The sequence below is a fragment of the Micromonospora sp. WMMA1947 genome (genome assembly GCF_027497355.1).
GTDB lineage: Bacteria > Actinomycetota > Actinomycetes > Mycobacteriales > Micromonosporaceae > Micromonospora.
This window is the reverse complement of the sequence record NZ_CP114909.1, coordinates 1,877,861-1,904,056: the sequence shown is the minus strand read 5'-3', so window position 1 is coordinate 1,904,056 and position 26,196 is coordinate 1,877,861. Positions and strand designations below refer to the sequence as shown.

Annotated in this window: 22 protein-coding genes, 1 tRNA gene and 1 riboswitch; of the genes, 14 read left to right on the top strand and 9 right to left on the bottom strand. The window is 71.5% G+C overall.

Translation table 11 applies throughout. The features are described 5' to 3' along the window. Nucleotides 1-52 precede the first annotated feature (52 nt). A tRNA-Leu gene (locus O7604_RS09210) sits at nucleotides 53-138 on the bottom strand. A gap of 209 nt (nucleotides 139-347) precedes the next feature. On the opposite strand from O7604_RS09210, the gene O7604_RS09205 reads away from it, so the two are divergent. From O7604_RS09205 to pknB, 7 genes are all read left to right on the top strand, one after another. Continuing rightward, nucleotides 348-1,136, top strand: coding sequence for a DUF3662 and FHA domain-containing protein (locus O7604_RS09205; RefSeq protein ID WP_026267912.1), 789 nt, complete (start codon nucleotides 348-350; stop codon nucleotides 1,134-1,136). Between the two features lie 6 nt (nucleotides 1,137-1,142). Continuing rightward, the gene (locus O7604_RS09200; protein ID WP_269703220.1) at nucleotides 1,143-1,628 is read left to right on the top strand and encodes an FHA domain-containing protein; all 486 of its coding nucleotides are present in this window, start codon (nucleotides 1,143-1,145) and stop codon (nucleotides 1,626-1,628) included. Further along, complete coding sequence (locus tag O7604_RS09195) at nucleotides 1,625-3,070, top strand: protein phosphatase 2C domain-containing protein (RefSeq protein WP_269703218.1); 1,446 nt, start codon at nucleotides 1,625-1,627, stop codon at nucleotides 3,068-3,070. Before O7604_RS09200 ends, O7604_RS09195 begins: the two co-directional genes overlap by 4 nt. A gap of 139 nt (nucleotides 3,071-3,209) precedes the next feature. Continuing rightward, nucleotides 3,210-4,592: an FtsW/RodA/SpoVE family cell cycle protein gene (locus O7604_RS09190; protein ID WP_269706954.1), complete on the top strand. Its 1,383-nt coding sequence runs from the start codon at nucleotides 3,210-3,212 to the stop codon at nucleotides 4,590-4,592. Beyond that, entirely contained in the window at nucleotides 4,589-6,097 is a 1,509-nt protein-coding gene (locus O7604_RS09185; RefSeq protein ID WP_269703216.1) for a penicillin-binding transpeptidase domain-containing protein, read from the top strand. The genes O7604_RS09190 and O7604_RS09185 overlap by 4 nt, the downstream gene beginning before the upstream one ends. A gap of 1 nt (nucleotide 6,098) precedes the next feature. Next, nucleotides 6,099-7,475 (top strand): serine/threonine-protein kinase, encoded by a 1,377-nt coding sequence (locus tag O7604_RS09180; protein ID WP_269703214.1) that lies wholly within the window; start codon nucleotides 6,099-6,101, stop codon nucleotides 7,473-7,475. Continuing rightward, complete coding sequence (gene pknB, locus O7604_RS09175; protein ID WP_281579406.1) at nucleotides 7,472-9,310, top strand: Stk1 family PASTA domain-containing Ser/Thr kinase; 1,839 nt, start codon at nucleotides 7,472-7,474, stop codon at nucleotides 9,308-9,310. The genes O7604_RS09180 and pknB overlap by 4 nt, the downstream gene beginning before the upstream one ends. 192 nt (nucleotides 9,311-9,502) lie before the next feature. Here the strand turns inward: pknB and O7604_RS09170 are convergent, their stop codons facing one another. Genes O7604_RS09170 through O7604_RS09155 form a run of 4 tightly spaced genes read right to left on the bottom strand, consistent with a single transcriptional unit; the run spans nucleotide 9,503 to nucleotide 12,995 of the window. Beyond that, on the bottom strand, nucleotides 9,503-10,153 hold the full coding sequence (locus O7604_RS09170) for an aminodeoxychorismate/anthranilate synthase component II (RefSeq protein ID WP_281579405.1): 651 nt from the start codon (nucleotides 10,151-10,153) through the stop codon (nucleotides 9,503-9,505). Nucleotides 10,154-10,158: 5 nt separating this feature from the next. After that, nucleotides 10,159-10,431 carry a hypothetical protein gene (locus O7604_RS09165; protein ID WP_269703211.1) on the bottom strand — a complete coding sequence of 91 codons (273 nt, stop codon included), beginning with the start codon at nucleotides 10,429-10,431 and terminating at the stop codon, nucleotides 10,159-10,161. A 3-nt stretch (nucleotides 10,432-10,434) separates the two neighbouring features. Continuing rightward, entirely contained in the window at nucleotides 10,435-12,192 is a 1,758-nt protein-coding gene (locus O7604_RS09160; protein ID WP_281579404.1) for a class E sortase, read from the bottom strand. Beyond that, nucleotides 12,189-12,995 (bottom strand): DUF881 domain-containing protein, encoded by an 807-nt coding sequence (locus tag O7604_RS09155; RefSeq protein WP_269703208.1) that lies wholly within the window; start codon nucleotides 12,993-12,995, stop codon nucleotides 12,189-12,191. The genes O7604_RS09160 and O7604_RS09155 overlap by 4 nt, the downstream gene beginning before the upstream one ends. A gap of 230 nt (nucleotides 12,996-13,225) precedes the next feature. On the opposite strand from O7604_RS09155, the gene O7604_RS09150 reads away from it, so the two are divergent. Both O7604_RS09150 and O7604_RS09145 read left to right on the top strand, forming a co-directional pair. Continuing rightward, on the top strand, nucleotides 13,226-13,489 hold the full coding sequence (locus O7604_RS09150) for a cell division protein CrgA (RefSeq protein ID WP_269703207.1): 264 nt from the start codon (nucleotides 13,226-13,228) through the stop codon (nucleotides 13,487-13,489). Nucleotides 13,490-13,668: 179 nt separating this feature from the next. Further along, entirely contained in the window at nucleotides 13,669-15,867 is a 2,199-nt protein-coding gene (locus O7604_RS09145) for a (Fe-S)-binding protein (RefSeq protein WP_269703205.1), read from the top strand. 67 nt (nucleotides 15,868-15,934) lie between these two features. Here the strand turns inward: O7604_RS09145 and O7604_RS09140 are convergent, their stop codons facing one another. After that, complete coding sequence (locus tag O7604_RS09140) at nucleotides 15,935-16,612, bottom strand: GPP34 family phosphoprotein (RefSeq protein ID WP_269703203.1); 678 nt, start codon at nucleotides 16,610-16,612, stop codon at nucleotides 15,935-15,937. An 82-nt stretch (nucleotides 16,613-16,694) separates the two neighbouring features. On the opposite strand from O7604_RS09140, the gene O7604_RS09135 reads away from it, so the two are divergent. The 3 genes from O7604_RS09135 (at nucleotide 16,695) to O7604_RS09125 (ending at nucleotide 20,180) form a co-directional block, all read left to right on the top strand. After that, entirely contained in the window at nucleotides 16,695-18,002 is a 1,308-nt protein-coding gene (locus O7604_RS09135; protein ID WP_281579403.1) for a hemolysin family protein, read from the top strand. Then, nucleotides 17,995-18,999, top strand: coding sequence for a hemolysin family protein (locus O7604_RS09130; RefSeq protein ID WP_269703199.1), 1,005 nt, complete (start codon nucleotides 17,995-17,997; stop codon nucleotides 18,997-18,999). Before O7604_RS09135 ends, O7604_RS09130 begins: the two co-directional genes overlap by 8 nt. 170 nt (nucleotides 19,000-19,169) lie before the next feature. Further along, nucleotides 19,170-20,180 carry a C40 family peptidase gene (locus O7604_RS09125; RefSeq protein ID WP_269703197.1) on the top strand — a complete coding sequence of 337 codons (1,011 nt, stop codon included), beginning with the start codon at nucleotides 19,170-19,172 and terminating at the stop codon, nucleotides 20,178-20,180. Nucleotides 20,181-20,245: 65 nt separating this feature from the next. Here the strand turns inward: O7604_RS09125 and O7604_RS09120 are convergent, their stop codons facing one another. Next, nucleotides 20,246-22,279, bottom strand: a complete 2,034-nt coding sequence (locus O7604_RS09120; RefSeq protein ID WP_281579402.1) for a peptidoglycan recognition family protein — start codon at nucleotides 22,277-22,279, stop codon at nucleotides 20,246-20,248. Between the two features lie 238 nt (nucleotides 22,280-22,517). Then, a riboswitch (cyclic di-AMP (ydaO/yuaA leader) is annotated at nucleotides 22,518-22,652 on the top strand. Between the two features lie 13 nt (nucleotides 22,653-22,665). Between O7604_RS09120 and O7604_RS09115 the strand changes: the two genes are divergently transcribed. Then, nucleotides 22,666-23,697, top strand: coding sequence for a C40 family peptidase (locus O7604_RS09115; protein ID WP_269703194.1), 1,032 nt, complete (start codon nucleotides 22,666-22,668; stop codon nucleotides 23,695-23,697). A gap of 64 nt (nucleotides 23,698-23,761) precedes the next feature. Here O7604_RS09115 and dcd read toward each other — a convergent pair whose 3' ends face one another. Next, complete coding sequence (dcd, locus tag O7604_RS09110) at nucleotides 23,762-24,340, bottom strand: dCTP deaminase (RefSeq protein ID WP_269703193.1); 579 nt, start codon at nucleotides 24,338-24,340, stop codon at nucleotides 23,762-23,764. A gap of 78 nt (nucleotides 24,341-24,418) precedes the next feature. Between dcd and O7604_RS09105 the strand changes: the two genes are divergently transcribed. After that, nucleotides 24,419-24,964 (top strand): pyridoxamine 5'-phosphate oxidase family protein, encoded by a 546-nt coding sequence (locus O7604_RS09105; protein ID WP_269703192.1) that lies wholly within the window; start codon nucleotides 24,419-24,421, stop codon nucleotides 24,962-24,964. 67 nt (nucleotides 24,965-25,031) lie between these two features. Here O7604_RS09105 and O7604_RS09100 read toward each other — a convergent pair whose 3' ends face one another. Beyond that, complete coding sequence (locus tag O7604_RS09100; RefSeq protein WP_269703191.1) at nucleotides 25,032-26,024, bottom strand: zinc metalloprotease; 993 nt, start codon at nucleotides 26,022-26,024, stop codon at nucleotides 25,032-25,034. Nucleotides 26,025-26,196 lie beyond the last annotated feature (172 nt).

Genomic DNA, 26,196 nt, shown 5'->3' with positions numbered 1-26,196 from the left:
CGGAACGCCCCGATACGAAGCAAGGGCCCCGCGAAGTGCGGAGCCCTTGTCCTGGTGGGGATGGGGGGAGTTGAACCCCCACGTCCTTTCGGACACACGGACCTGAACCGTGCGCGTCTGCCATTCCGCCACATCCCCGTGGCACGACCCGGAACACCATATCGCATCCCGCGCCCGCCATCTGCGGCGGGTGCCGGGACATATTACGCTGTCCACTGGTCACGCCACGAACGATCACCGCTCGTGGCGGGCGAAACTTTAGCACGTCCGCGGGCCTGGTCACGAACGGGCCGACGGCAGCCGGCCGAGCGGCGTGTGAGCTGCGGAGGCGGTGTCCGGATACCATCATTGCCTCGGGACCCGAGGAGGAGCCGGTGAGCGTGCTGCAACGCTTCGAGAAGCGTCTGGAAGGCCTGGTCGAGGGGGCCTTCGCCAAGGTCTTCAAAGGGGTGGTCCACCCCGTGGAGATCCTCAACGCCATGCAGCGGGAGGCCGAGGCGCACAAGGCGATCCTGGCCGGTGGGCGCACCCTTGTGCCCAACCGCTACGTGATCGATCTCTCGCCCTACGACCACAGTCGTCTGGCGCCGTACGCCGCCGCGCTGGCCCAGGAGCTGGCCCAGTCGCAGGCCGAGTTCATCGGCGAGCAGGCCTGGACGGTCTACGGCGACGTGATCGTCGAGGTCGAACGCGGTGAGGGCCTGGACACCGGCATGTTCCGGGTCACCGCCGAGGTCTACACCGGCGGGGACGTCGCCCCGGTCTCCGCGCCCGGCGGCTACGACGCCGGCCCGGCGTACCCGGCGTACGACCAGGGTGGCGGCTACGGCCCTCCGCCCGGTCACGGCGGTGGCCGCAACGTCCGCCTGGTCTCCGGCGACGGCCGCACCTACCCGCTCCAGATGGGCTCGACCGTGATCGGCCGCGGTGACCAGGCCAACCTGCGCCTGCCCGACGTCGGCATCTCCCGGCGCCACGCCCGGCTGGACTTCGACGGCGGCCAGGTGGTGCTGACCGACCTGGGCTCCACCAACGGCACGATGGTCAACGGCCAGCGGGTCTCGGCGGTCGCCCTCAACCCCGGCGACATGATCCAGCTCGGCACCACGACGCTGACCTTCCGCGTGGACGGCTGACCCGCGTTGCCGGAACTGGTCATCACCGTCGCGCGGTTCGGGTTCCTGATCCTGCTGTGGATCTTCGTGTTCACGGTGGTCGGCGTGATCCGCCGGGACCTCTTCGCCGGTGCCCGGTCGGGCAAGCTGGTGGCCGCGCCGCGGGGGATCGGCGCGTCGACCGGGCAGCCGGGGAAGCCGGCGAAGGCCAAGCGCGGCCGGGCCGCCCACCAGTTGGTGGTCACCGCCGGTCAGCTCGCCGGCACCCGGATCACGCTCGGAGAGGCCCAGATCACCATCGGTCGGGCGGAGGACTCGACCCTGGTGATCACCGACGACTACGCCTCGGCGCGACACGCCCGGCTGGTGCCCCGCGAAGGGCAGTGGTACGTCGAGGACCTCGGATCGACTAACGGCACCTATCTCGATCGCGCTAAGGTCACCGGACCAACCCCCGTCCCCCTCGGCGTGCCGATCCGGATCGGCCGCACTTCCCTCGAATTACGGCCATGACTCTGACCCTGCGCTACGCGGCCCACAGCGACCGCGGTCTGATCCGAGACGGCAATCAGGATTCCGTCTACGCCGGACCGCGGCTGCTCGCCGTGGCCGACGGCATGGGCGGCATGGCCGCCGGTGACGTCGCCAGCAACATCGTCATCGGTGCCATGGCGCCCCTCGACGAGGACGTCCCCGGTGACGCCCTGGTCGACGCGCTCCGCTCCGCCGTGGGCACCGCCAACCAGCAGCTCCGCGACACCGTGGACGCCAACCCGCAGCTGGAGGGGATGGGCACCACGCTCACCGCGACCCTCTTCTCCGGCAGCAAGCTCGGGATGGTCCACATCGGTGACTCGCGGGCCTATCTCCTGCGCAACGGCGAGTTCGCGCAGATCACCAAGGACGACACGTACGTCCAGATGCTCGTCGACGAGGGCCGGATCAGCGCGGAGGAGGCGAGCAGCCACCCCCAGCGCTCGCTGCTCACCCGGGCGCTCGACGGCCGCGACATCGACCCGGAGTACAGCGTCCGCCAGGTGTTGCCCGGCGACCGCTACCTGATCTGCTCCGACGGGCTCTCCGGCGTGGTGAGCGCGGAGACCATCGCGGACACCATGCGGGAGTACCCCGACCCGCAGCGGTGCGTGGAACGCCTGGTGCAGCTCGCGCTGCGCGGCGGCGGCCCGGACAACATCACCGTGATCATCGCCGACGCCACCGACCAGGACATCGTCGAGGCGTCCCCGATCGTCGGCGGCGCCGCCGCCCGCGACCGGGGCATGGCGACCTCGGCCGACGACTCCACCCCGGCGGCCCGCGCCTCGGCGCTGTCCGCCCCCCGGCCGCCCGCGCCGGAGGAGCCGGTGGACAACCGCGACGACGAGCCCGAGGGGCGTCGCCGCCGGCCGCTGCGTACCGTCGCCATGGTGCTGGCGCTCGCGGTGATCGTCGGCGGTGGCGTGTTCGGCGGCTGGACGTACACCCAGCGGCAGTACTACGTCGGCGCCACCGACGACGGCCAGCTCGCGGTCTTCCGCGGGGTGCCCGGCCAGGTGGCCGGGCTGGACCTGTCGAACGTGCACGCGCGCAGCGGCGCCCGGCTCGACGACCTCACCCTGGCCGCCCAGGAGCGGGTGAAGCAGGGCATCCAGGCCCGCAACGAGCCGGACGCGGAGCGCCGGCTGGCGGAGCTGACCAGCGACGACCCGGCGAACCCGAACCTCAAGCCGCTCTGCCCGCCCGACCCGTCGCCCGGCCTGTCCACCAGCCCGACTCCGGTGGCGACGGCGGGTGCGCCGACCCCGTCGGCGGGCGGCAGCGCCGTACCGTCGCCGCCGGTCGCCGGCTCACCGACCCCCGGCGCCCCGTCGCCGACGTCGCCCATCACGCCCGACGCCGTACCCTCCGACACCGTTCCGCCGGCCGACCCGGCGGGTTGCCGGTCGCCGGAGTGAGTGCCGGCTCGATCCCGAGGACGTATCCGTGACCGCAGCCGCCGTACCGGCCGCCTCGCCCGCTTCGACGGGCGAGCAGTCCGGCGTACGCCTGGCCCGGTCCCGGCGTAACGCCGAGCTGTCCCTGCTCCTGCTCGCCATGGTGCTCGTGGCGGCGTACGCGGCGATGGTCGAGGCGAAGGCGCTGGACACGATCACGCCCGACTTCTGGATCCCGGCCGCCGCGCTGGGGCTGGTCTTCCTCGGCCTGCACCTGGTGATCCGCTGGCTGGCGCCGTACGCCGATCCGGCGCTGCTGCCGGCGGTGGCGCTGCTCAACGGCATCGGGGTCGGCTTCCTGCGCCGGTACGACCTGGCCAAGGCCACGCCCGCAGAGCGGGAGGACCTGGCCATCTTCGCCGGCACCGGTGGCCGGCAGCTCGCCTGGACGCTGGCCGCCGTGGTGCTGGCGGCCGGGCTGCTGGCGATCCTGCGCGACCACCGTTCGCTGTCCCGGTACGCGTACACCCTGGGCCTGGCCGGCATCGTGCTGGTGATGATCCCGGCGTTGCTGCCGTCGCGGTTCTCCGAGATCAACGGCGCCAAACTCTGGATCATCGTGCCCGGCCTGGGGCAGATCCAGCCGGGTGAGTTCGCCAAGCTGACCCTGCTGACGTTCTTCGCCTACTACCTGGTGCGCAAGCGCGAGGTGCTCTCGCTCGCGAGCCGGCGGGTGCTGGGCATCGACTTCCCGCGGGGGCGCGACCTCGGCCCGGTGCTCGTGGTGTGGCTGGTCAGCCTCCTGGTCCTGATCTTCGAGAAGGACCTGGGCACGTCGCTGCTCTACTTCGGCATGTTCGTGGTGACGCTCTACATCGCCACCGAGCGGGTGAGCTGGCTGCTCATCGGTCTGATCCTGTTCTTCGGCGGCGCCTACCTGGCGTACGTGCTGGGCAGCACCGTGGGCGGCCCGTTCGCGAACTTCTACGACCGGGCGCAGATCTGGCTGGACCCGTTCGCCGAGCCGTACGACAGGGGTTACCAGCTGGTGCAGGGGCTGCTCACGCTCGGCACCGGCGGCCTGTTCGGGGCCGGGCCGGGCGGCGGCCAGCCGGCGCTGCTGCCCGAGGTGCAGACCGACTTCATCTTCGCCGGCATCGGTGAGGAGATCGGCCTGTTCGGTCTCTCCGCGCTGCTCGTGATCTACCTGCTGATCGTGGAGCGGGGCCTGCGGGCCGCGCTGGCGGTGCGGGACTCGTTCGGCAAGCTGCTCGCCGGTGGTCTGGCGTTCACGCTGGGCCTGCAGGTCTTCGTCATCGTCGGCGGCATCAGCAAGCTCATCCCGCTGACCGGTCAGACCACCCCGTTCCTGTCCGCCGGTGGCTCCTCGCTGATGGCGAACTGGCTGCTCATCGCGGTGCTGCTGCGGGTCTCCGACGGCGCCCGCCGCCCGGTGACCGGCGGCCGTGGTCCGGCCGCCCGGCCCGCCGGCGGTCCGCCCGAGCAGTTGCACGGCGCCCAGACGGAGGTGATCCGGCCGTGAACGCCCCCCTGCGCCGCGTCGGCGTGGTCGTGATGGTCCTGTTCGGGCTGCTGTTCGCGAACCTGAACTGGATCCAGGCCTACAAGGCCGACGAGTACCGCAACAGCGACTACAACGGCCGGGTCCAGGTCGCCGAGTACGACCGCAAGCGCGGCAACATCGAGGTCGGCGGCACCGCGTACGCGGTCAGCAAGGAGACCGGCGGTGAGCTGAAGTACCAGCGCACCTACCCGGGCGGGGCGATGTACGCGCACGTGCTCGGCTGGAAGCCGGTCAACGGCAGCGCGAGCGGCATCGAGCGGGTGGAGAACGACTTCCTGGCCGGCACCAGCGACGCGCTCATCGCCAGCCGGATCAAGGACATGTTCACCGGTGACGAGACCGGTGGCGGCAACGTGCTGCTGACGCTCTCCAAGCGGGCCCAGGAGACGGCGTTCAAGCAGCTGAACGACAACCAGGTCGGCGCGACCAAGGGCGCGGCCATCGCGATCGACCCGCGTACCGGCGCGGTGCAGGCGCTCGTCTCCATGCCGAGCTTCGACCCGAACCCGCTGGCCAGCCACAACAGCACCGAGGCGGACCGGGCGTACAACACGCTGGAGAAGGACAAGGACCGCCCGCTGGCGAACCGGGCACTGTCCGAGACGCTGCCCCCGGGCTCCACCTTCAAGATCATCATGGCCGCGGCGGCGCTGGAGAACGGCGTCGGGCAGCAGACCCGCATCCCGGCCGGCTCCAGCTACACCGCGCCCGGTGCCGGCCAGCCGATCCGCAACGCCGCGCCGTCGATCTGCCCCGAGTCGCAGGTCACTTTGCGGGAGGCGGTGACCGAGTCCTGCAACACCGGCTTCGCCCAGCTCGGCGTCCGCCTCGGCGCCGACAAGGTCAAGGAGAAGGCGAAGCAGTTCGGCTTCGAGCAGGAGGACCTCAACGTCGGCCAGCTCGGCGAGGGCGGCCTGTCGGTGGCGGCCAGCCGCACCGGCGACATGCAGAACCCGGACGGCAGCACCGACCAGGCCGCGCTGGCGCAGTCCTCGATCGGCCAGAACAACGTGCGGATGACCCCGTTGCAGGGCGCGATGATCGCCGCCGCGGTGGCCAACAAGGACGGCAAGCAGATGCGTCCCTACCTCGTCAAGCAGCTGCTCGGGCCGGACCGCACCACCGTCTACGACGCCGCCCAGCCGCGCGAGCTGCGCCGCCCGATCAGCGGTCAGGTCGCCGCCGACCTGCGCGACATGATGCAGAACGTGGTGAAGGAGGGCACCGGTCGCCGGGCCGCCATCGACGGCTACGTCGTCGGCGGCAAGACCGGTACCGCCCAGTCCGGCCCGAACACCCCGGACCACGGCTGGTTCATCGGCTTCGCGCTGGACAAGGACGGCACGCCGCTCTCCGCGGTCTGCGTCGAGCTGGAGCAGGCGGGCAACGGCGGCAGCGCCGAGGCGGCCCGTATCGCCGGCCGGATCATGGCGGCGGCGATCGCCGACTCCGGGAGGCGCTGACGTGCTCGGTCCGGGAGTGAAGCTCGGCAACCGCTACCGCCTCGACGAGCGGATCGCCAGCGGTGGCATGGGCGACGTGTGGCGCGGCACCGACCAGGTGCTGGGCCGTACCGTCGCGGTCAAGAGCCTGCTCCCGGCCCTTCTGGACGAACCCGGCTTCGCCGAGCGGTTCCGCGGCGAGGCGCGGACCATGGCCACCATCAACCACCCGGGCGTGGTCGACGTCTACGACTTCGGCAGCGACCAGCACATCGCGTTCCTGGTGATGGAGTACGTCGAGGGCGACGCGCTCTCCGCCACGCTCAGCCGGGTCGGCCGGCTCACCCCAGCCCGCACGATGGCACTGATGGCCCAGGCCGCCGACGCGTTGCACGCGGCGCACGAGAAGGGCATCGTGCACCGCGACGTGAAGCCCGGCAACCTGCTGGTCCGGCCGAACGGCACGCTCGTGCTCACCGACTTCGGCATCGCCCGCTCGGAGCTGGTCGGCCAGCTCACCGCGGCCGGCTCGGTGCTCGGCACCGCCTCGTACATCTCGCCGGAGCAGGCCACCGGCGCGGTCGCCACCCCCGCCTCGGACGTCTACGCGCTGGGTGTCGTGGCGTACCAGTGCCTGGCCGGCCGCCGCCCGTTCGAAGGGGACAACCCGCTCGAGATCGCCATGAAGCACGTGCGGGACACTCCGCGGGCGCTTCCGGCCGACATCCCGCCCCAGGTCCGGGCGATCGTGGAGCGGGCCATGGCGAAGGACCCGGCCGCGCGCTGGCCCAGCGCCGCCGCGCTGGCGAGCATCGCCCGGCAGGCCAAGCTCGCGCTCTCCCAGGCGGCCCGCTCCGGGCACCCGATCTCCGGCGTACCCGCCTCGCCGGCCGCGCCCGTCGCGCGGGCGCAGGTGCCGACCGCCGTGCCGCGTCCGCAGCCGCCGGCCGCCGCCCCGCGCCCGCAGCCCCGGCCGCCGGTGTCCCCGGCGCGCCCGCCTGTCATGCCGCACCCGGCCGTGGTCGCACACCCCGCCCCACGTCCGCCGGTGGCGCCGCGCGGCGCGGCCCCCGTCCCGCAGCCACGCCCGGTGCCGCCGCACAACCCCATGGGGTACGCCCGACCGCCCGTCGCCGCGCCGCCCCGGCGCTCCCGGTCCGGGCTGTGGACGACGGCGATCGTGGTGGCCGTGCTGGTCATCCTCTGTTCGGGCGTGATTTCGTTCCTGTACCGGAAATACGGTGATACCGCAGCCGCCCCGGCGAGTGTGAGCGTGACCTCCGGCGCGGTGCGGGCGTACGGAGGCGACTATCCGGTCCGCACGTCGTACCGTCGTGAGGTACGCCTCCTGCCGGCCGGCGGCGGTACGACGACGAGCGAAGGACGAGAGACGCGATGACAGCGCAGGCCCGCCTGCTCGGTGGCAGGTATCAGGTCGGCGAGCTGCTGGGCTACGGCGGCATGGCCGAGGTGCACCGCGGCCGTGACCTCCGGCTCGGGCGGGATGTCGCGATCAAGATGCTCCGTGCCGATCTGGCCCGGGATGCCACCTTCCAGATGCGGTTCCGCCGTGAGGCGCAGAACGCCGCCTCCCTCAACCACCCGGCCATCGTCGCCGTCTACGACACCGGTGAGGAAACCGGCCCCACGGGCGAGACCCTGCCGTTCATCGTGATGGAGTTCGTCAACGGCCGGACCCTCAAGGAGGTCCTGGGCGTCGAGGGGCGGCTCCAGCCGCGCCGGGCGCTGGAGATCTGCGCCGACATGTGCGCGGCGCTGGAGTTCAGCCACCGGCACGGGATCATCCACCGGGACATCAAGCCCGGAAACGTGATGCTCACCCAGACCGGCCAGGTCAAGGTGATGGACTTCGGCATCGCCCGGGCGCTGGCCAGCGGCGCCACCACGATGACGCAGACCAGCGCGGTCATCGGCACCGCGCAATACCTGTCTCCCGAGCAGGCGCGCGGTGAGGCGGTCGACGCCCGCTCCGACGTCTACGCGGCCGGCTGCGTGCTGTTCGAGCTGCTCTGCGGCCACCCGCCGTTCGTCGGGGACAGCCCGGTCAGCGTCGCGTACCAGCACGTGCGGGAGCAGCCGCCGACGCCGAGCACGATCAACCCGGACGTCAACCCCGCTGTTGACGCCATCGTGCTCAAGGCGCTGTCGAAGAACCCGCTCAACCGCTACCAGAGCGCCGGCGAGATGCGGGCCGATCTGCTCCGCGCCGCCGCCGGGCGGCCGGTGCTCGCCACCCCGGTGATGCCGGCCGACGAGACCATGCCGATGGGCGCCGCCGCGGGTGGTGGCTACCACCAGGCGCAGCAGACCCAGATGATGGGCCCGCAGACCCGCCAGCAGCCGGTGGCGCGGGTCGGTGACCCGGGCAAGCGCAAGAGCTCGTCCTGGGTCATCGCCGCGTTCGCCGCGCTCGGCGTGCTGGCGGTGATCGCGCTCGGCACCGCGCTCTGGCTCAACCAGGCCGGCAACGAGAAGGTGTCGGTGCCGCAGGTGGTGGGCCGCACGCAGGCCGAGGCGCAGGCGGCGCTCACCCAGGCCGGGCTGCGGTTCGCCACGGGTGACCCGGTGCAGAACACCGACTGCCAGAAGGGCTCGGTGGTCGACCAGAGCCCGTCGTTCGGCCAGCGGGTCGAGAAGGACACCGAGGTCACCGTCAACGTCTGCACCGGCCCCGGCCAGGTGACCATCCCCACCAACCTGACGGGTGGCACGTACGACGCCGCGAGCGACCGTCTGACCGAACTCAAGCTGATCCCGGTGCGCGAGGACGTCAACAACAGCGCGCAGAAGGGCCAGGTCGTCGACGTCTCACCGAAGGAAGGCAGTGCGGTCGCCGAGGGCAGCAAGGTGACGCTCAAGGTCTCTCGGGGCAACGTCAGCGAGGTGCCGAACGTCCGCGGTTACACCGAGGAGCAGGCGAGGCAGCGGCTCAAGGAGGCCGGCTACGAGGTCCGGGTCCGGGAGGGCAACGAGGTCGAGCCGTCCCAGGCGGGCAAGGTGAGCAGCCAGTCGCCGTCCGCCGGGACCAGCCTGGCCAAGGGCGAGCGGGTGACCATCGAGGTCGACGTGCCGCGCGAGGAGGAGGAGCCGACCAGCCCGACGCCGAGCGGCTCCCCCAGCACGTCCCCGAGCACGCCGGGCAACGGTGGCGGCAACGGCGGCGGCAGCGGCTTTCCGTTCCCGCCCGTGGCGCCGACGCGTACCGACCGCTGACCACCACCTGACGCACGACGCGGCGGCGTCCCCGATCCCCGGGGCCGCCGCCGCACCCATTCTCGCGGCCCCCATTCCGCCGCCCCCATTTCCCCGTCGATCATGAAGTTGACGGCATTCGGCGTCCGATTTGTCCCCGTCAACTTCATGATCGACGGAGCAACGGGGCGGGGAGGCGCGGGGTGCGGTGGGTCAGGCCGGGGAGAAGGCGGCCTGGCGGCGGGCGTCCACCTCGGCGGCCAGCTCCGGGGCCCGCTCCAGCGCCGTGGGGTAGCCGCAGGCGGCCAGCCAGTTCGCCAGCATCAGGTGGCCGCCCTCGGTCAGCACCGACTCCGGGTGGAACTGCACGCCCTCGATCGGCAGCGTGCGGTGCCGCATCGCCATCACCACGCCGGAAGCGGTGCGGCCGGTGACCTCCAGCTCGTCGGGCAGCGTCTCGGGCAGGACGGCCAGCGAGTGGTAGCGGGTGGCGGTGAACGGGTCGGGCAGGCCGGCGAGCACGCCCACACCGTCGTGGCGTACCTCAGAGGTCTTGCCGTGCAGCAGTTCCGGCGCGCGGGCCACAGTCGCGCCGAACGCCTCGCCGATCGCCTGGTGACCGAGGCAGACGCCGAAGATCGGGAGCTTGCCGGCATACTCGCGGATCACGTCCAGGCAGATGCCGGCGCGGTCCGGGCTGCCGGGACCGGGCGACAGCAGGACACCGGCGGCACCGGCCCGGCCCACCTCGGCGACGTCGATCTCGTCGTTGCGCCGCACCTCGCAGTCGGCCCCGAGCTGGCCGAGATACTGCACGAGGTTGAAGACGAACGAGTCGTAGTTGTCGATCACCAGTACGCGCATCGCTGTCACCTGTTCGGGGTGGGGGGTGGGGCGTTGTTCGTCTCGGTGCTGTACGGCAGCTCCTCCTCGCCGGGCAGCCCGGTCGGTTCGGTGATCCCACCGTCCCCGGGTACGCCGGAGTCCTGGGTGACCTGCACGTCGTCGAAGGGCAGCAGCGGCTCGGCCCACGGGAACACCACGAACCAGAGCAGCGCGACGGTGGCGGTGGCCAGCACCAGCGAGCCGATCAGCTTGCCGGGCAGCCCGAACGGCAGCTTGCGCCAGATCCACGAGTACACGGCTCACGCCTCCAGTTCGGCCGGGCGGCCCGCCGACTTGGCCTGGGTGTGGTCCAGCCGGGCGTGGATGATCAGCCGCTGGTAGTTGTCGAACTTCGGGTTGCAGGTGGTGAGCGTGAGCAGCTTCTCGGTGGGCTTCTGACCCGGCTTGCCGGGCACCGGCGCGACCACCTCCACCTGGGACGGCTTGACGATCCGCTGCTGGTAGACCCGGTAGACGAGCCACTCCGTCTTGGTCTCGACCACAATCGGGTCGCCGGTGGCCATCTCGTCCAGCCGCCAGAACGTGGAGCGGATCCGGTGGCCGGCGACGGAGAAGTTGCCCACCTCGCCGGGCATGGCACTGTCCGGGTAGCGGCCCGGCGCGTACCGGATGTCGTCCGGGCTGACCCCCTCGACCACCACCCAGTGCTTGTCGAACTTGGGGATGTAGAGGCCGGCGACCGGCCTGCCCTCGGCCGGTGGCTTCGGCTTCACCGTCGGCCCGGTGGTCGGGCCGACCGTCGGGTCCGCCGCCGCGTCCCACTCCTGGGCGAGCTGGCTGCTCAGGTCGTTCTGGTGGGCCTCGACGATGACCGCCTTGCCCCAGATCTCGTACCCGGCGAAGAGGAGCACCACCAAGCCGAACGTGATCAGCAGTTCACCGGTGCCGCGGACGACAGTGCGCAGCCGGGAGCCGACGGTGGGGCGGGTCAGCTCGGAGTAGACGCTGCGGTATCCGTCGCCGGTCTGCTCGGGTCGCAGTTGCACCACCCGCTCGCCGCGCCGGGGGCGAGGCGGCTCGGCGGGCGGCTCACCGCCACCACCGCCACCACCGCCGTCGTCCGGCGGCGGGGGCACCGCGCCCATCAGCCCGGTGGCGTCCAGGTGAGGGTCCCTCGGCGGCCGGGTGACGGCGGGCAGCACCGTGGTGGCTCCGGGATCGACCGGAGGATTCCGGTCCGCGCCGGCCGGTCCACCGAAACGGGGTACGCCGGGCGGCCGTTCCTCACCCCCCGCCGGTCGGCGACCGGCCTCCGGCGGGCGTCCGCCGGTCTCCCCCGGGCGGGCGCCTGCCTGTGGTGGTTGTCCACCACGGCCACCGCGTTCGGGCGGGATCGCCCCACCGGTGAAGTGGCGGACGGCGTTGTGCGGTGCCGGCCCGTAGGGCCCCGGTCCCGCCGGACGGTCACCCGGCAGGGTCGGAACGTCGCCGGGTGCGGCCGGGCGCATCCCGGGGGCGCTGCCGCCCCGGGGTGCCGGCCCCTGGGGTGCGGGACCGTTCTGCGCCGGCCGATGACGCGCGGGACTGTGCTGTGCGGGACCGTTCTGCGCGGGACTGTGCTGCGCTGGGCCGTTCTGCGCCGGCCCGTGGTGCCCGGCCCCCTGGTGCGCCGGCCCCTGGTGCGCGGGGCCGGCCGGGTGGGGCGTACCCCTGGGGGGAAGCTCGCCGGCCTGCGGGCGGAACCGGGGGGCGGCCTCGGCGCGGGAGGCGCTCGTCTGCTGGTGCGCCTGACTGCCCGGCCACGGCGGCGGCGGAGCGACCGGCGTGCCGGTCCGTGGCGGGGCGGAGGGCGGCGGGGCGGAGGGCGGTGGAACGGGCGGCCGGGTGTCCGGGCCGCGTCGGGCCGGGGCGGTGTGTGCCGGACCGGCGTCGGGCCAGGGCAGGTCGAGCGGGGGTGGCGACGCCGGGGCCGGGCGCTCGACCCGGGACAGGAACGCGGTCGGCTCCTCCTCCCGGCGGTCGTGGCCGGCGCGTTCCCGGGGGTCGCCGCCGGTCACCGGGGCACCGTCGCCGACTGCAACGCGGTGGAGTCCTCGAACGCCGGCACGGTGACTGTGGAGACGCGCTCGACATACCCGAGCTGGTAGTGCTCGGCCACTTCCTTGAACACCCGCACTCCCTCAGAGGCGGCGAGCGCCCGCTGGAGTTCCGCGGGATCGCCGATTGCCACGATCTTGAAAGGAGGGGAGTACACCCGGCCGTGCAGCAGCAGGGTGTTACCGACGCAGCGTACCGCGCTGGTGCTCAGGACGCGGACGTTCATGATTGACATGGCCTCGGCGCCACCGGCCCAGAGCGCGTTGACGACCGCCTGCACGTCGCCTTGGTGCACCACCAGGTCGTCGTTGCTGGCGCCCTTCGGCAGCGGCTGGTCGGGCCGGCGGTCGGCGTCGTTCAGCTCGACTGTCACGCCGTTGCCGGTCAGCGCGGTGAAGCCGGCGCCCTGCCGGCTCGCGGCGGCCCGGTCCCGTTCGGTCTTGATCGGCCCGTCGGCACCGGCGAGCGCGGCGGTCTGCTCCTCCACCTCGGCGCGGAGCCGGGCGGCCTTCGCCTCGCTGGCGGCGACCTCCTCACGGCGGTCCTCGATCAGCTGGGTGAGCTGGGGCCGGCGGTCCTCACGCAGGGAGGTGCCACCAGCGGTGGTGGCGGTCGTGGTGAAGAGCAGACCGGCCGCGGCGGCGATCAGGGGTACGCCGACGGACCAGCCCGCGCGGCGCTGGCGTGCGCGCCGGGGCAGCAGGGCGGCTGCCGCGCGGCGGAGGACCTTCTGCCAGGAGGCGGCGCCGGACGTGTACTCCACCGGGCGTTCCCTTTCCCGTCGTCTCGTTCCGGCCCGCGCCGGTGCGAGCCGACCTGCTCGACCCGGAAAGTCCGCTCTTTCCGGTTACTGAGTGCACCGTCCTGGCCCCATTCATGGCCTGGACGGTCCGTCGGGACTACGCTAGCTGTCGAACATTATTGGCCATGGACCGTCGCCCTCGCGCCCGGTTGTCAGGCCGGACGAGGTCGTACCCCCCTCTGGAGAGCGTCGTGCCCAAGTCTCAGGTCCGCAAGAAGAAGGTGTACACCCCGCCGACGGACGTACGTCCGACGGCGACGGCGTCGACGCGCAAGCCTAGCCCGATCTGGCTGCCGTTCACGGCGGTCTCGTTGATCGTGGTGGGCATCGGCTGGCTGGTGGTCTACTACCTGTCCGAGCAGGCGTACCCGGTCGCCAGTTGGGGTTACTGGAACCTCGCCGTGGGCTTCGGCGCGATGGTCTCGTCGCTGATCCTGCTCTCCCGCTGGCGCTGATCCGGCGCTGCCCCACCCCGGCGTAGGTCACGCCACGCCGCCCCTGCCCGGCGCTTCGACGCCGCTCCACCTAAGGTGTGCGCAGGGCGGCGTGGCCTGGTGCGAGAAGACTCACGTTACTGCTGGGTAACCTTGCGCGTAGGCTGCACGGACAAGCAGCAGACCGGGAGGCCAACTCGATGGGCAGCGTCCAGATCGTCACCACGATCCTCGCGGCCGCCATCACCGCCGTTGCGGTGTGGCTCGCGGTACGCGCGGTCATGCAGATGACCGCCGTCATCCGGCTCGGCCAACCTGCGCCGGAACGGTTCGGCGACAAGGGCGCGCGTACGAAGAAGATGCTGGTGGAGACCGCCGGTCACACCCGCATGCTCAAGTGGAGCGTGGTCGGCGCGGCCCACTGGTTCGTGATGGTCGGCTTCATCGTGCTGTCGCTGCTGGTGCTGGAGGCCTACTTCGAAGTGGTCTCCACCGGCGGCGGCCTGCCGATCATCGGGCACTGGACGATCTTCGGTCTGGTCACCGAGTGGATCGGCATCCTCGGCCTGGTCGGGATTCTGGTGCTGATGGCGATCCGGCTGCGCAACCGGCCGGGCCGCGCGGAGAACCGGTCCCGGTTCACCGGCTCGACCATGTGGCAGGGCTACTTCGTCGAGTGGGTCGTCCTGCTGGTCCTGATCTTCGGGTTCGTGATCCGGGGCTTCAAGGTCGCCACCGACCACTTCGAGTACCCGGTCTGGGCCGCCCCGCTCAGCCATGCGGTCGGTTCGGTGCTCCCGAACTGGGAGGCCGGCGTCAGTGTGGCCGCCCTCATCAAGATCTGCATTTCGATGACCTGGCTCATCGTGATCTCGCTGAACGTCACCATGGGCGTGGCCTGGCACCGCTTCCTGGCCTTCCCGAACATCTTCTTCAAGCGCGACCCGGAGAAGGCGGCCGGCTCCGGTCTCGGCCCGCTGCGCCCGATGACCAGCGAGGGCAAGCCGCTCGACTTCGAGGAGGCCGACCCGGAGAAGGACCAGTTCGGTGTCGCCCAGGTCGAGCAGTTCAGCTGGAAGGGCCTGCTCGACTTCAGCACCTGCACCGAGTGCGGCCGCTGCCAGTCGCAGTGCCCCGCCTGGAACACCGGCAAGCCGCTGTCGCCGAAGCTGCTGGTGCTGAGCCTGCGCGACCACGCGTACGCCAAGGCGCCGTACCTGCTGGCCGGTGGCGGCAAGGACCTCACCGGCGAGGAGAAGGCCACCGAGGCGCAGCTCGCCCACATGGACGTGCTGGCCCTGGCCGAGGCGGACCGGCCGCTGATCGGCACCGCCGAGGAGGGCGGTGTCATCGACCCGGACGTGCTCTGGTCCTGCACCACCTGCGGCGCCTGCGTCGAGCAGTGCCCGGTCGACATCGAGCACGTGGACCACATCGTCGACATGCGCCGCTACCAGGTGCTGATCGAGTCGAGCTTCCCGTCCGAGGCCGGCGTCATGCTCCGCAACCTCGAGAACAAGGGCAACCCGTGGGGTGCCCCGCAGAACACCCGCGAGGACTGGACCAAGGGCCTCGGGTTCGAGGTGCCGCGCGTCGGCGAGGTCGACGACTTCGAGTACCTGTTCTGGGTCGGCTGCGCCGGCGCGTTCGAGGACCGGGCCAAGAAGACCACCCGCGCGGTCGCCACGCTGCTCAACGAGGCGGGCGTCAAGTTCGCCATCCTCGGTGAGGGCGAGACCTGCTCCGGTGACCCGGCCCGGCGGATCGGCAACGAGTTCGTCTTCCAGATGCTCGCCCAGCAGAACGTCGAGACGCTCAACGAGGCGTTCGAGGGCCGGGAGAAGAGCAAGCGCAAGATCGTCGCCACCTGCCCGCACTGCTTCAACACCCTGGGCAACGAGTACGGCCAGCTCGGCGGCGAGTTCGAGGTGGTCCACCACACCCAGCTGCTGGCCCACCTGGTCAGCGCCGGCAAGCTCACCCCGGTCCAGCCGGTCGACGGCGGCGTGACCTACCACGACCCGTGCTACCTGGGCCGTCACAACCGGATCTTCGCCGCTCCGCGTGAGGTGCTCGGCGATTCGATCCAGGGCGAGCTGACCGAGATGCCGCGCAACAGCGAGCGCTCCTTCTGCTGCGGCGCCGGCGGTGCCCGGATGTGGATGGAGGAGAAGATCGGCAAGCGGATCAACGTGGACCGGGTCGAGGAGGCCATGGCCACCGGTGCGAAGACCATCGCGGTCGGCTGCCCGTTCTGCTCGACGATGCTCAACGACGGCGTGAACGGCAAGGGCGCCGGCGAGGACGTCGAGGTGGTCGACGTGGCGAGCGTGCTGCTGCGCTCGGTCAAGCCCGAGGCCCCGGCCGGTGAGCCGGAGGTCGCGCCGACCGCGAGCTGAGGCGTACACCCGGCGGAAGCCGGACCACGACGGCGGCGGCACCCGAGCGGTGCCGCCGCCGTCGCGTTCAGCTGGTCGTGGTGGTCATGATGGCGGCGCTCGTCCCGGCCGTCATCGCGACCATCAGCGCGGCCTGCATCTCCTCGATCGCCTTCCTGGTGGCGGCCGACGCCCAGTCACCGGCGGCGATCTCCTCGATGCGCGCCTTGACCCGCTCCTTCGGCATCTCGCGGAAGATCTTGCGGTCGAGGCCGACCGCGCGGGTCAGCGTGAGCAGCGCGGCGGTCCGGGCGTCGACCGGGCCGTCGGTGGTGAGCGCCGTCGCCATCCGCTCCCGGGCCGCGGTCTCCACCGCCGGCTCCGCGCCGGTCGGCGAGGGATAGCGGGTACGCGGGAAGACCAGCAGCACCCGGTCGGACTCCCGGCGCAGGATTCCGGCGTCGACGAGCCCGCCGAGCACCCGGTCCGGTAGGCCCCTGGCGAGCTTGCCGATCCAGTCCTTCGGCTTGCGGGGGCGGCCGGACCCCACAGTCGCCAGCGCCTCGTCCAGCAGCGGTACGCCGGTCGGCGCGGGATCGGTGACCACGAGCCGCTTGTCCACCACCTCCACCCGGCCGGCCAGAGCCAGTTCCAGCAGCACCGCCCCGGCGAGGCCGTAGCCGAGGTGCGGACTGCCGAGCCGGTTCGCGCCGTCGTCGTCGTAGGCGAGCAGGACCAGTTCGTCGGTGAGCAGCAGGCCGTCCATGCGTCCCACGCTACGGGGGGCCCGCCATCGGCGCGCGCGTGCCACAATCACGCGCATCGACGGCCTTCTGCTTCTGACGCTGTTGCCACTGGTCGGTTTCGTGCTGCTGACCGCCGGCAACGCCTTCTTCGTCGCGGCCGAGTTCGCCCTGGTCACCGTCGACCGGGCGGAGATCGACAGGCGGGCCGACGAAGGCGACGGCCGGGCCGTCACGGTCCGCCGCGCGCTGCGTGAGTTGTCCTTTCAGCTCTCCGGCGCGCAGCTCGGGATCACGCTCACCGCGTTGCTCACCGGCTACCTGGCCGAGCCCGCCCTGGCCCGGATCTTCGCGCCGCTGCTGCATCCGCTCGGCGGCGCGGAACGCTTCTCCGGCCTGCTCGCGCTGGCGCTGGCCACGCTCATCTCGATGCTGTTCGGCGAGCTGGTGCCGAAGAACCTGGCGCTGGCCCGCCCGATGCCCGCGGCGCTCGCCACCGCCGCGCCGATGCGAGCCTTCTCCCGCACGTTCGGCTGGCTGATCCGGCTGCTGAACGAATCCGCGAACCGGCTGGTGCGCCGCCTCGGCGTGGAGCCGCAGGAGGAGCTGGCGAGCGCCCGTTCCCCGGAGGAGTTGGGGTTGCTCGCCGCCATCTCGGCCCGGGCCGGCGCGCTGCCGCCGGACACCGCGATGCTGCTGCGCCGCACCATCCGTTTCGGCGACAAGCGGGCGGCCGAGGCGATGACACCCCGGGTGGACGTCACCGCGCTGCGCGCCACCGCGACGGTGGCGGAGTTGCTGGAGGCGTCCCGGCTGACCGGCCGGACCCGGTTCCCGGTCTACGAGGAGACGCTCGACCTCGTCACCGGCGTCGCCGGGGTACCCGACGCGCTGGGGGTGCCGCTGGCCCACCGGGCCGCCACCACCGTCGCCTCGGTGGCCCGGGAACCGGTGTACGTCCCGGAGAGCCTGAACCTGAACGGGGTGCTGGCCGCGCTGAAGGCCGCCGGGGCGGACCTGGCGATAGTGGTGGACGAGTACGGCGGCACCGACGGCGTGGTGACTGTGGAAGACCTCGTGGAGGAGCTGGTCGGGGAGATCGCCGACGAGTTCGACCCGGACGCGGTGGACGGCTTCGGGCCGGCGGAGCTGACAGTGCCCGGCGGCGAGCGAACGGTCCTGACCGACGGTGTGCTGCGCGCCGACGAGCTGGTCGAGCAGACCGGGTTCCGGCTGCCCGACGGGCCGTACGAGACGCTCGGCGGGTTCCTCATGGCGCGGCTCGGCCACATCCCGCTGCCCGGCGAGACGGTCGACGAGGCCGGCTACGAGTTCACTGTGGTGGAGGTCGACCGGCACCGGATCGAGCAGGTGCGGGTGGTACGCCCCGAGGAGCCCGACGACGGTGCCTGAACTCCTCCTGGCAGTGGTTCTGCTGCTCGGCAACGCCTTCTTCGTGGGCAGCGAGTTCGCGCTGATCGCCTCCCGGCGTACGGTGATCGAACCGCTGGCGGCGACGTCGAAGCGGGCCCGGCTGGCGCTGGCGGCGATGAACCAGATCCCGCTGATGATCGCCGGGGCGCAGCTCGGCATCACCGTGTGCTCACTCGGCCTCGGCGCGATCGCCGAGCCGGCACTCGCCCACCTGCTGGAGCCGGCGTTCGCCGCTATCGCGCTGCCCGCCTCGGCGGTGCACCCGGTGTCGTTCGTCATCGCGCTGGCGGTGGTGGTGTTCCTGCACACCGTGGTCGGCGAGATGGTGCCGAAGAACATCACCCTGGCCGGTCCGGAGCCGTCGGCGCTCTGGCTCGGCCCGGCCATGCTGGCGTTCTGCCTGGCCACCAAACCGCTGCTGCTGACGATGAAGTGGGCGTCCCGGCAGGTGCTGCGGTGGTGGCGGGTGGAGGCGACCGACGCGGTGAAGACCGTGTTCACGGCCGAGGAACTGGCCGGCCTGGTGTCGCAGGCGCGTACCGAGGGGTTGCTGGACGCCGAGGAGCACGCCCGGATCACCGGCGCGCTGGCCCTGCACAGCCGTACCGCGGCGGACGCGCTGCAGCCCTGGTCCACGGTGACCACGGTGGCCGAGGACGTCTCACCGGCGTCGCTGGAGGTGCTGGCGACCCGTACCGGCCGGTCCCGCTTCCCGGTGGTGCAGCGGGCCACCCGCCGGGTGCTCGGTTTCGTGCACGTGAAGGACGTGCTCGGGTACGCCGGGGCGAGCCGCCGGGCACCGGTGCCGGCCGACATCTACCGGCCGCTGGCGGTGGTGCCACCGGACCGTACGCTCGCCGATCTGCTGCTCGCGATGCGCCGCGAACGCCGCCACATGGTGCTGGTCAGCGACGGACGCCGGCCGATGGGTGTGGTGACGCTCGACGACGTATTGACAGCCATCGTCGGAAGATGAATTGAATACCCTTGGTGTGCAACCGATTGCGGATACGTGATTGAACAAACGGTCGCCTTGATTCCATCGGGCGCCTTCCCTAATGTGGGGCACCGACCGCTGTGGGTCGTCTGCCTCGACCTTCCCTCTCGCGAGGCGCCCGGCGGTCGGTTGCAAAGGAGTCCGTGCCGGTGGCAACCACGCCCCCTCAACGTCACGCCCCGAGCGCTCCACCCGGCCGGCGGGCCGGGTTCCAACGGGTGGTACGCCGTCTGGTCACCCTGGTCGCGGCCGCCGCGGTCGGCGCCGGCATGCTGACGGCCCCGGCGCACGCGGCGCCGTCGGTGGACGAGATCGACGCGCAGATCGACAAGCAGTGGGAGCAGCTCGAACCCACCATCGAGCAGTTCAACAAGGTCCGCTCGCAGCTCCGCGCCAACCAGAAGAAGTCCAAGGCGCTGAAGGACAAGATGGTGCCGCTGGAGCTCGCCTCCACGCTCGCCATGAACAAGGTCGGCGACATCGCGGCCCGGTACTACATCCAGGGCCCGTCGCAGGAGCTGGGCGCGCTGCTGGTGAACACCAAGCCGGGCACGCTGGCCGAGCAGCTGGTCATGCTGGACCGGATCGCCGACGACCAGCGCCGCCAGATCGCCGGTGTGCTCAAGGTGCGCGACGAGTACAACAAGCAGAAGGAAAAGCTCGACGCGCTGATCGCGCTGGAGATCAAGCAGCAGAACGACCTCGCGGCGAAGAAGAAGCAGATCGACTCGGAGATCAAGCGGCTGACCGCCATGCTCCCGGTGACCTCGATCCGCCCGGCGGGCTGCCCCAAGATCGACGGCGTGGTGAGCAGCGCCGCGCGGACCGCCATCAAGACGGCGTGCGCCCAGGTCGGCGACCCGTACGTGTGGGGCGCCACCGGCCCGAATTCGTTCGACTGCTCCGGCCTCACCCAGTACGCGTACAAGGCGGCCGGCATCTCGCTGACCCACTTCACCGGCGCCCAGTGGAACGAGGGCCGCAGGGTCTCCCGTTCCGAGGCACGCCCCGGTGACCTGGTGTTCTTCGGCTCCGACCTGCATCACGTCGGGCTCTATCTCGGCAACGGGGTGATGGTGCACGCGCCCCGTACCGGTAAACCGGTCCAGGTGTCGAGCATCAACACCCAGCCACTGGCCGGTTTCGTCCGGGTCAGCTGACAGCGGTCACACCGAAAGGCCCCCGGTCCGCAGGGACCGGGGGCCTTCGCGTTCTCGTGGAAAGGTCAGCGCGGCGTGCCGACCGGGGACGGCAGCACAAGCACGTCGTCCAGGTTCACGAACATGATCCGGTGACCGAACTGGACCTGCACGTACTTGTTCTTGCCGCGGACCACGGTCCGGTCACCCGGTGCCGAACCGTCGAACGAGACCGCCCGGTAGTACTCGCCGGGCAGCACCCCGCCCACCGCGTACCGCTGGCCGGCGGCGAACGTGTACTGCAGCGGTGAGATGGTCTGGTACGGGATGGTGTCCGGGTAGGCGGCCTGCTCCGGGTAGGCCCGCCCGTACACCGGGATGGTGGCCTTGCCGGGCCGCGGCGTCACCACGAAGCCGGTGGCCCACTTGGCGGTCGGCGCGGAGGCCGGGTTGAGGAACCACGCCTTCTGGCCGAGGTACCAGATCGCCGTCCAGTCGCCCTGCCGGCCGGCGAGCGCGTACGTCTGGCCGGCGGAGGCGCGGGCGCCGTGGTCGGAGATGTACATCGTGTCCGGCGTGCCGTCCGGGCGCAGCCCGAGGTCGTTGACGAGCGGGGCGTCCGGGCTCGGCGCGGTCCGCAGGATCACCGACGAGGAACCGCGTGACGGGCACGGCTGCGCCGGCGGCCGGGGCGTCGGGACGCCCGGCGGCTGCTGGTTGCAGCCGGTGAACGCCGGCCGGTTGGTGGCGAAGTCCGGGTCGATGGTGACCAGGCCGGTACGGGGCGTGCCGGTGTTGCGGAACGGCGCCTTCATCAGGTCGAAGTAGTGCGACCAGTCCCAGTACGGTCCCGGGTCCCAGTGCATGCCGCCCACGTTGGCGGCGGTGATGCCGGGCACGTTGTCGTGGCCGATGATGTGCTGCCGGTCCATCGGGATGCCGAACTTCAGCGCCAGGTGACGCACCAGCTTGGCGGAGGTGCGGTACATCGCCTCGGTGTACCAGGTGCCCTGACCGGCGAAGCCCTCGTGCTCCAGGCCGATGGACTTCGCGTTGACGTACCAGTTGCCGGCGTGCCAGCCGACGTCCTTGGTCTTGATGTGCTGGGCGATGTAGCCGTCCACCGAGCGCAGCGTGTAGTGCCAGCCCAGGTAGTCGGCGCGCTTGACCAGGTCGACGCTCGGGCCGAAGTAGCCCTCGGTGTCGTGGATGACGATGTACTCGATCTTCTGCTGCTTCGGCCGGTCGGCCAGGTCGTGGTTGCCGTAGTCACCCGGGTCGTCGCTGAGTTGCTCGTAGGGCGCCGGAATCCACTCGCAGGCGAGCCGGACGGGGCACTCCAGTCCGTCCGGCCGCTGCGCGTTGCGCAGGCCGAGGCGGGCCAGCCTAAAGCGGTCCGGCGTCGCGGCGGTGGCGGCGAGCGTCACCCGCTGGCCGTCGTCCGTGGTCCGGCTCGCGCCCTGGCCGAGCTGGTCGTACACCTCGTCGGCGAAGGCCGCCGCGGCGTCGGAGGTGTCCGCGCCGGAGTACCGGGCCACCGCGCCGTACCAGGCCGCCGGGTCGGTGCCGGCACCGACCGGCCCACCCAGAGCCTTCTGGTACGACGCCAGCAGCGCCGCGCCACCGCGGATGTTCGCGGCCGGGTCGGTCCGCAGCGTGCGCGCGTCGAGCCCGGTGAGCGCGGCTGCCGCGTCGAGCGTCTGGAGCGAGGCGTTCGGCAGCGGGGTCTCCCGCTTCGGCGCGGCCGCGGTGGCCGGGTCGAGCTTCAGTGGGCGGGCGTCGTCGCCGCGCGGGTCCTCGTCCTCGTCGACGTGGGCGCTGCCCGGTGTGGCGAGGATGTGGGCGGCGTCGGTCAGGTGCATCGGGCCGTAGCCGCCGCTGGTGCTCGGCTGCCCCGGGTGGGTGTCCCAGCGGGATTCCAGATAGGAGACACCGAGCAGCACGTTCTGCGGTACGCCGTACTCGGCCGCGGCGGCGGCGTATTGTTGTTGCCTGTCGCTCGCGGGCGCGGACGTGTCCGGCGCGGCTGTCACCGGGCCGGTCGTCGCCAGCGCGGTGGCTGTCGCCACGGCGGCGGCGAGCAGTATCCGTCTGCCCGACGGCGGGGCGGAGAGGAGCATCGAACCTCCTGGACAGGGATGGGGGTCACTGCGTCTCCACCCTCACTCCGTACACCCGCAGGGGTCAATACCTTTCCACTGAGTAATCAGCTTTGAAAGAAAACTTCACCTCTGCCCGGGATGCGGCCCGTCATCGCGTACGGAGTGTCACCGCGCTGGAAGTTGCGGATCGATAACGGTGGTCCCTACTCTGGTGAATCGTCGGCCGCACGTCTCACCGTCCAACCCGGTCGGTGACGGTCCGACACCGCCGAGTCGCCCACGGGCGAGCCGGGGAACCAGGTACCTGGGGTGAATCCGCAGCGATGCGGTAGGGCGGCTCCCTTCCCGCCCGAATCCGTCAGCTAACCCGGTAGGCGGTACGGAAGAAGGAGTACGGACGCCCGGTGGCACTCCATGCCCCGCGGCCGTCGTCGAACCGGTCCACCGACCGGTCCAGCGTCGCGCCGCGTTCCCGCTGGTCCCGCTTCACCACCGCCCTCGCCGCGCTGGTCGGCACCGCCGTCGTTCTGACCGGCGGCGCGACTGCGGCACACGCCGAACCCTCGGTCGCCGAGATCGAGGCCCAGATCGACCGCGACTGGAACAAGCTCGAACCGGTCATCGAACAGGTGAACGCCGTACGCGAGCAGCTCGCCGCGCGGCGCAAGCAGGCCGACGCACTCGGCCGGCAGATCGCACCCCTCCAGGCGCGGGTGGACGCCGCCCTCGGCCAGGTCGGCGGGCTCGCCGCCGACGCCTACAAGGGCGACAACCTCTCCACCGTCAACGCGCTGCTGGGCAGCCGCTCGCCGGGTGACCTGGTGAACGGCCTGGAACTGCTCGACCGCTTCGCGCACCGCCAGCACGAGCAGGTGCGCTCCGTCGCCGCGCTGCGCGACGAACTGGCGGCGAAGAAGAAGCCGCTGGACGAGATGATCGCCGGGCTGGCCCGTACCGAGGCCCAGCTCGCGGCGAAGAAGAAGCAGATCGACGCCGAGATCGCCCGGCTGCAGAAGCTGCGGCTCAAGGTGTACGGCAAGGGCGGCGGCGGTCCGCTGCGCCCGGCGCCCTGCCCGGCCGGCTACCCCGGTGGCGCGGCCGGAGCGGCGGTCAAGTTCGCCTGCGCCCAGATCGGCAAGATCTACGTCTGGGGCGCGGCCGGGCCCGACCACTTCGACTGCTCCGGTCTGACCATGGCGGCCTGGGCCAAGGGCGGCGTCTCGCTGCCGCACAACGCACGCCAGCAGCACGGGATGACGAAGCGGATCAGCCGCGCCGAGCTGCGCGCCGGTGACCTTGTCTTCTACTACAGCGACCTGCACCACGTGGCGATGTACGTGGGTGACGGCTGGGTGGTGCACGCCTCCCAGTCCGGCAAGCCCATCACGATGAAGCGCGTCGACGACGGCGACATCAACAGCTTCGGCCGCGTGTAAGGAAGGGCCCCCTCTTAACGCCTCCGGTAGAGGAGGGGGCCCTTGTTAACAACTGCGGGCGCCGTCAGCGCGTCGGCCAGGTACGCCAGTTCTGCCAGGACCGGCTCGGCGTCGGTCCGCGCTGCCCCTGGTAACGCGAGCCGTAGACGGCCGAACCGTACGGGTGCTCGGCCGGCGAGGAGAGCCGGAAGATGCAGAGCTGGCCGATCTTCATGCCCGGCCAGAGCGTGATCGGCAGGTTCGCCACGTTCGACAGCTCCAGCGTGACGTGGCCGGAGAAGCCCGGGTCGATGAAGCCGGCGGTCGAGTGCGTCAGCAGCCCCAGCCGCCCCAGGCTCGACTTGCCCTCCAGCCGGCCGGCGAGCTGGTCACCGAGCGAGATCACCTCGAGCGTGGAGGCGAGCACGAACTCGCCCGGGTGCAGCACGAACGGCTGCCCCTCCGGCACCTCCACCATCGAAGTCAGGTCGTCCTGCTGGATCGACGGGTCGATGTGCGTGTAGAGGTGGTTGTTGAAGACCCGGAACAGCCGGTCCAGGCGTACGTCGATGCTCGACGGCTGCACCAGCGTGGGCTCGAAGGGCTCCAGTGCGAGCGTGCCGGCCTTGATCTCGGAGACCAGGTCGCGGTCGGAGAGCAGCATCGGAACACCATAGCGACCGGTATGGGTGACCTGCGTGTCGCACTACATCTTCGTACACGTGTTCGATAGAGTGTCCACATGGCTTCCTGGTCCGAATTCGCCGCCGACGAGCCCCGCCTCGCCGACGAGATCCGCCTCCTGATGCAGCAGTACGGGCCGGGCTTCGGCTACCTCGCCACGGTCCGCGCCGACGGCGGCCCCCGAGTCCATCCGGTCTCTCCGGTGATCACCGCCGACGGGCTCTGGTGCTTCGTCATCGACTCACCGAAGCGCCGCGACCTCGAACGCGACGGTCGCTACGCGCTGCACTCGTTCCCGCCGGAGGAGAGCGACGACGAGGCGTACATCGCGGGGCGCGCGCGGCCGGTGACCGACCCGGCCACGGTGACGCGGCTGGCCCGGATCGCCCGCGCGTCGCCGCGGGGCGACTGGCGGCTGTTCGAGTTCACGGTCGAGGTGGCGATGCTGACCCGGCGCGACCCGGTGGCCCAGCCCGGCGCCGCCCCGCCGCAGGTCCGGGTGTGGCTCGACCCGCGCGGCGACGCGCCGGCCCGGCGCGACCCGCTCGCCGCCGAGGGCCGGCGGGGCCGGCACGGCTTCGACACCCGCCGCCCGGCCGCCTGACCCGGCCCACGACGAACGGTGCCGGCCCGTCCGAGGACAGGGCCGGCACCGGTACGCGGTACGACGGTCAGGCTGCGCGGTAGGCGTTCCACGCGGTGAGCATGCGGCTCGCCTGGCCGGCGGTGAACTGGTACATGCAGGAGTCGTACGTGTAGTCCATGAAGTTGGTGATCGGGTCCTTGCCGGCGGTCGAGCAGGTGTCGCGGCCGGTCGGGCACTGGTACGCCGGCGACGCCTCGGCCGGGGTGTCGGAGACGCTGTCGCCCGAGCCGGAGCAGCCGCCCTGGAAGGTGTGGTAGAGGTTCAGCCAGTGGCCGACCTCGTGGGTGCCGGTGTCACCCTGGTTGTAGTTGGTCGCGGTGCCGCCGGGCAGCGACTCGTTCAGCACCACCACGCCGTCCATCTTGTCCAGCGTGCGCTTCGGGAACGTCGCCCAGCCCAGCAGGCTGTCGCTCAGCTCGCCGAGGTAGATGTTCAGCGTGTTCTTGCCGCCCACACGCAGCGACGTCTTCATTGAACGCTCGGCGGAGGAGCCCTGCACGATCGGGTACCACGACGGGTTCGTCACCCGGTTGATCTTCGTGAGCTGGAACCCGAAGGCGGTGGCGGCGCCGCCGGTCGAGCCCGCGTACGCCTGGTTCAGCACGGTGATCTGCTGGTTGATCATCGAGTCGGTGATGTTGCCGCCGGCCCGGGTGCTGTTCTCCTGGATGACGTGCACGACGACCGGGATCGTCACGGTGGCCAGCGGGGTGACGGCGCCGGTCCGGAAGTTGGCGCGCTCGCGCTGCGCGGCGGCGAGGTCGGCCTCCCGGTCCTGGACCTGCTTGGCGGTCAGGTGGTTGGGGTCGAGCTTGGCGTTGCCACCCTTGGCGACGCGCGCGTTCGAGTGCTCGTCGGCGTGGGCGTCAGCAGGCTCGGCACACACGTCGGCCGGGGCGGCCGAGAAGGCCGAAGCAGCGGGGACGACGCCGACGGCGGCGGTGCTGAGCAGCAGCGCGAGGGTCGACGTCGCGACACCGGCGGTACGCCGGGTCAGCAGGTTGGGACGAAGTCCCATGGGCCCACCTCTTTCTGACGGCGTGGCAGGGGGTGTGTCACGCCGGTGCGGAAACGTGTGGCAGACGTTACATCCCATCGACGCATTTGAGAACGCCCATACGTTTCCGACGTGCAACTTCGCGCCTGCCGGCTCCGGAGCGTGCTTGATCCACTCCAGTTCGGGGAGGCGG

What these genes read in the sequence shown, in the direction of transcription:
- O7604_RS09120 (WP_281579402.1), bottom strand. Translation starts at nt 22,279, where the DNA reads ATGCTCCTCTCCGCCCCGCCGTCGGGCAGACGGATACTGCTCGCCGCC.
- O7604_RS09100 (WP_269703191.1), bottom strand. Translation starts at nt 26,024, where the DNA reads ATGGGACTTCGTCCCAACCTGCTGACCCGGCGTACCGCCGGTGTCGCG.
- O7604_RS09140 (WP_269703203.1), bottom strand. Translation starts at nt 16,612, where the DNA reads ATGGACGGCCTGCTGCTCACCGACGAACTGGTCCTGCTCGCCTACGAC.
- O7604_RS09145 (WP_269703205.1), top strand. Translation starts at nt 13,669, where the DNA reads ATGGGCAGCGTCCAGATCGTCACCACGATCCTCGCGGCCGCCATCACC.
- O7604_RS09190 (WP_269706954.1), top strand. Translation starts at nt 3,210, where the DNA reads ATGGTGCTCGTGGCGGCGTACGCGGCGATGGTCGAGGCGAAGGCGCTG.
- O7604_RS09170 (WP_281579405.1), bottom strand. Translation starts at nt 10,153, where the DNA reads ATGCGCGTACTGGTGATCGACAACTACGACTCGTTCGTCTTCAACCTC.
- O7604_RS09105 (WP_269703192.1), top strand. Translation starts at nt 24,419, where the DNA reads ATGGCTTCCTGGTCCGAATTCGCCGCCGACGAGCCCCGCCTCGCCGAC.
- O7604_RS09195 (WP_269703218.1), top strand. Translation starts at nt 1,625, where the DNA reads ATGACTCTGACCCTGCGCTACGCGGCCCACAGCGACCGCGGTCTGATC.
- dcd (WP_269703193.1), bottom strand. Translation starts at nt 24,340, where the DNA reads ATGCTGCTCTCCGACCGCGACCTGGTCTCCGAGATCAAGGCCGGCACG.
- pknB (WP_281579406.1), top strand. Translation starts at nt 7,472, where the DNA reads ATGACAGCGCAGGCCCGCCTGCTCGGTGGCAGGTATCAGGTCGGCGAG.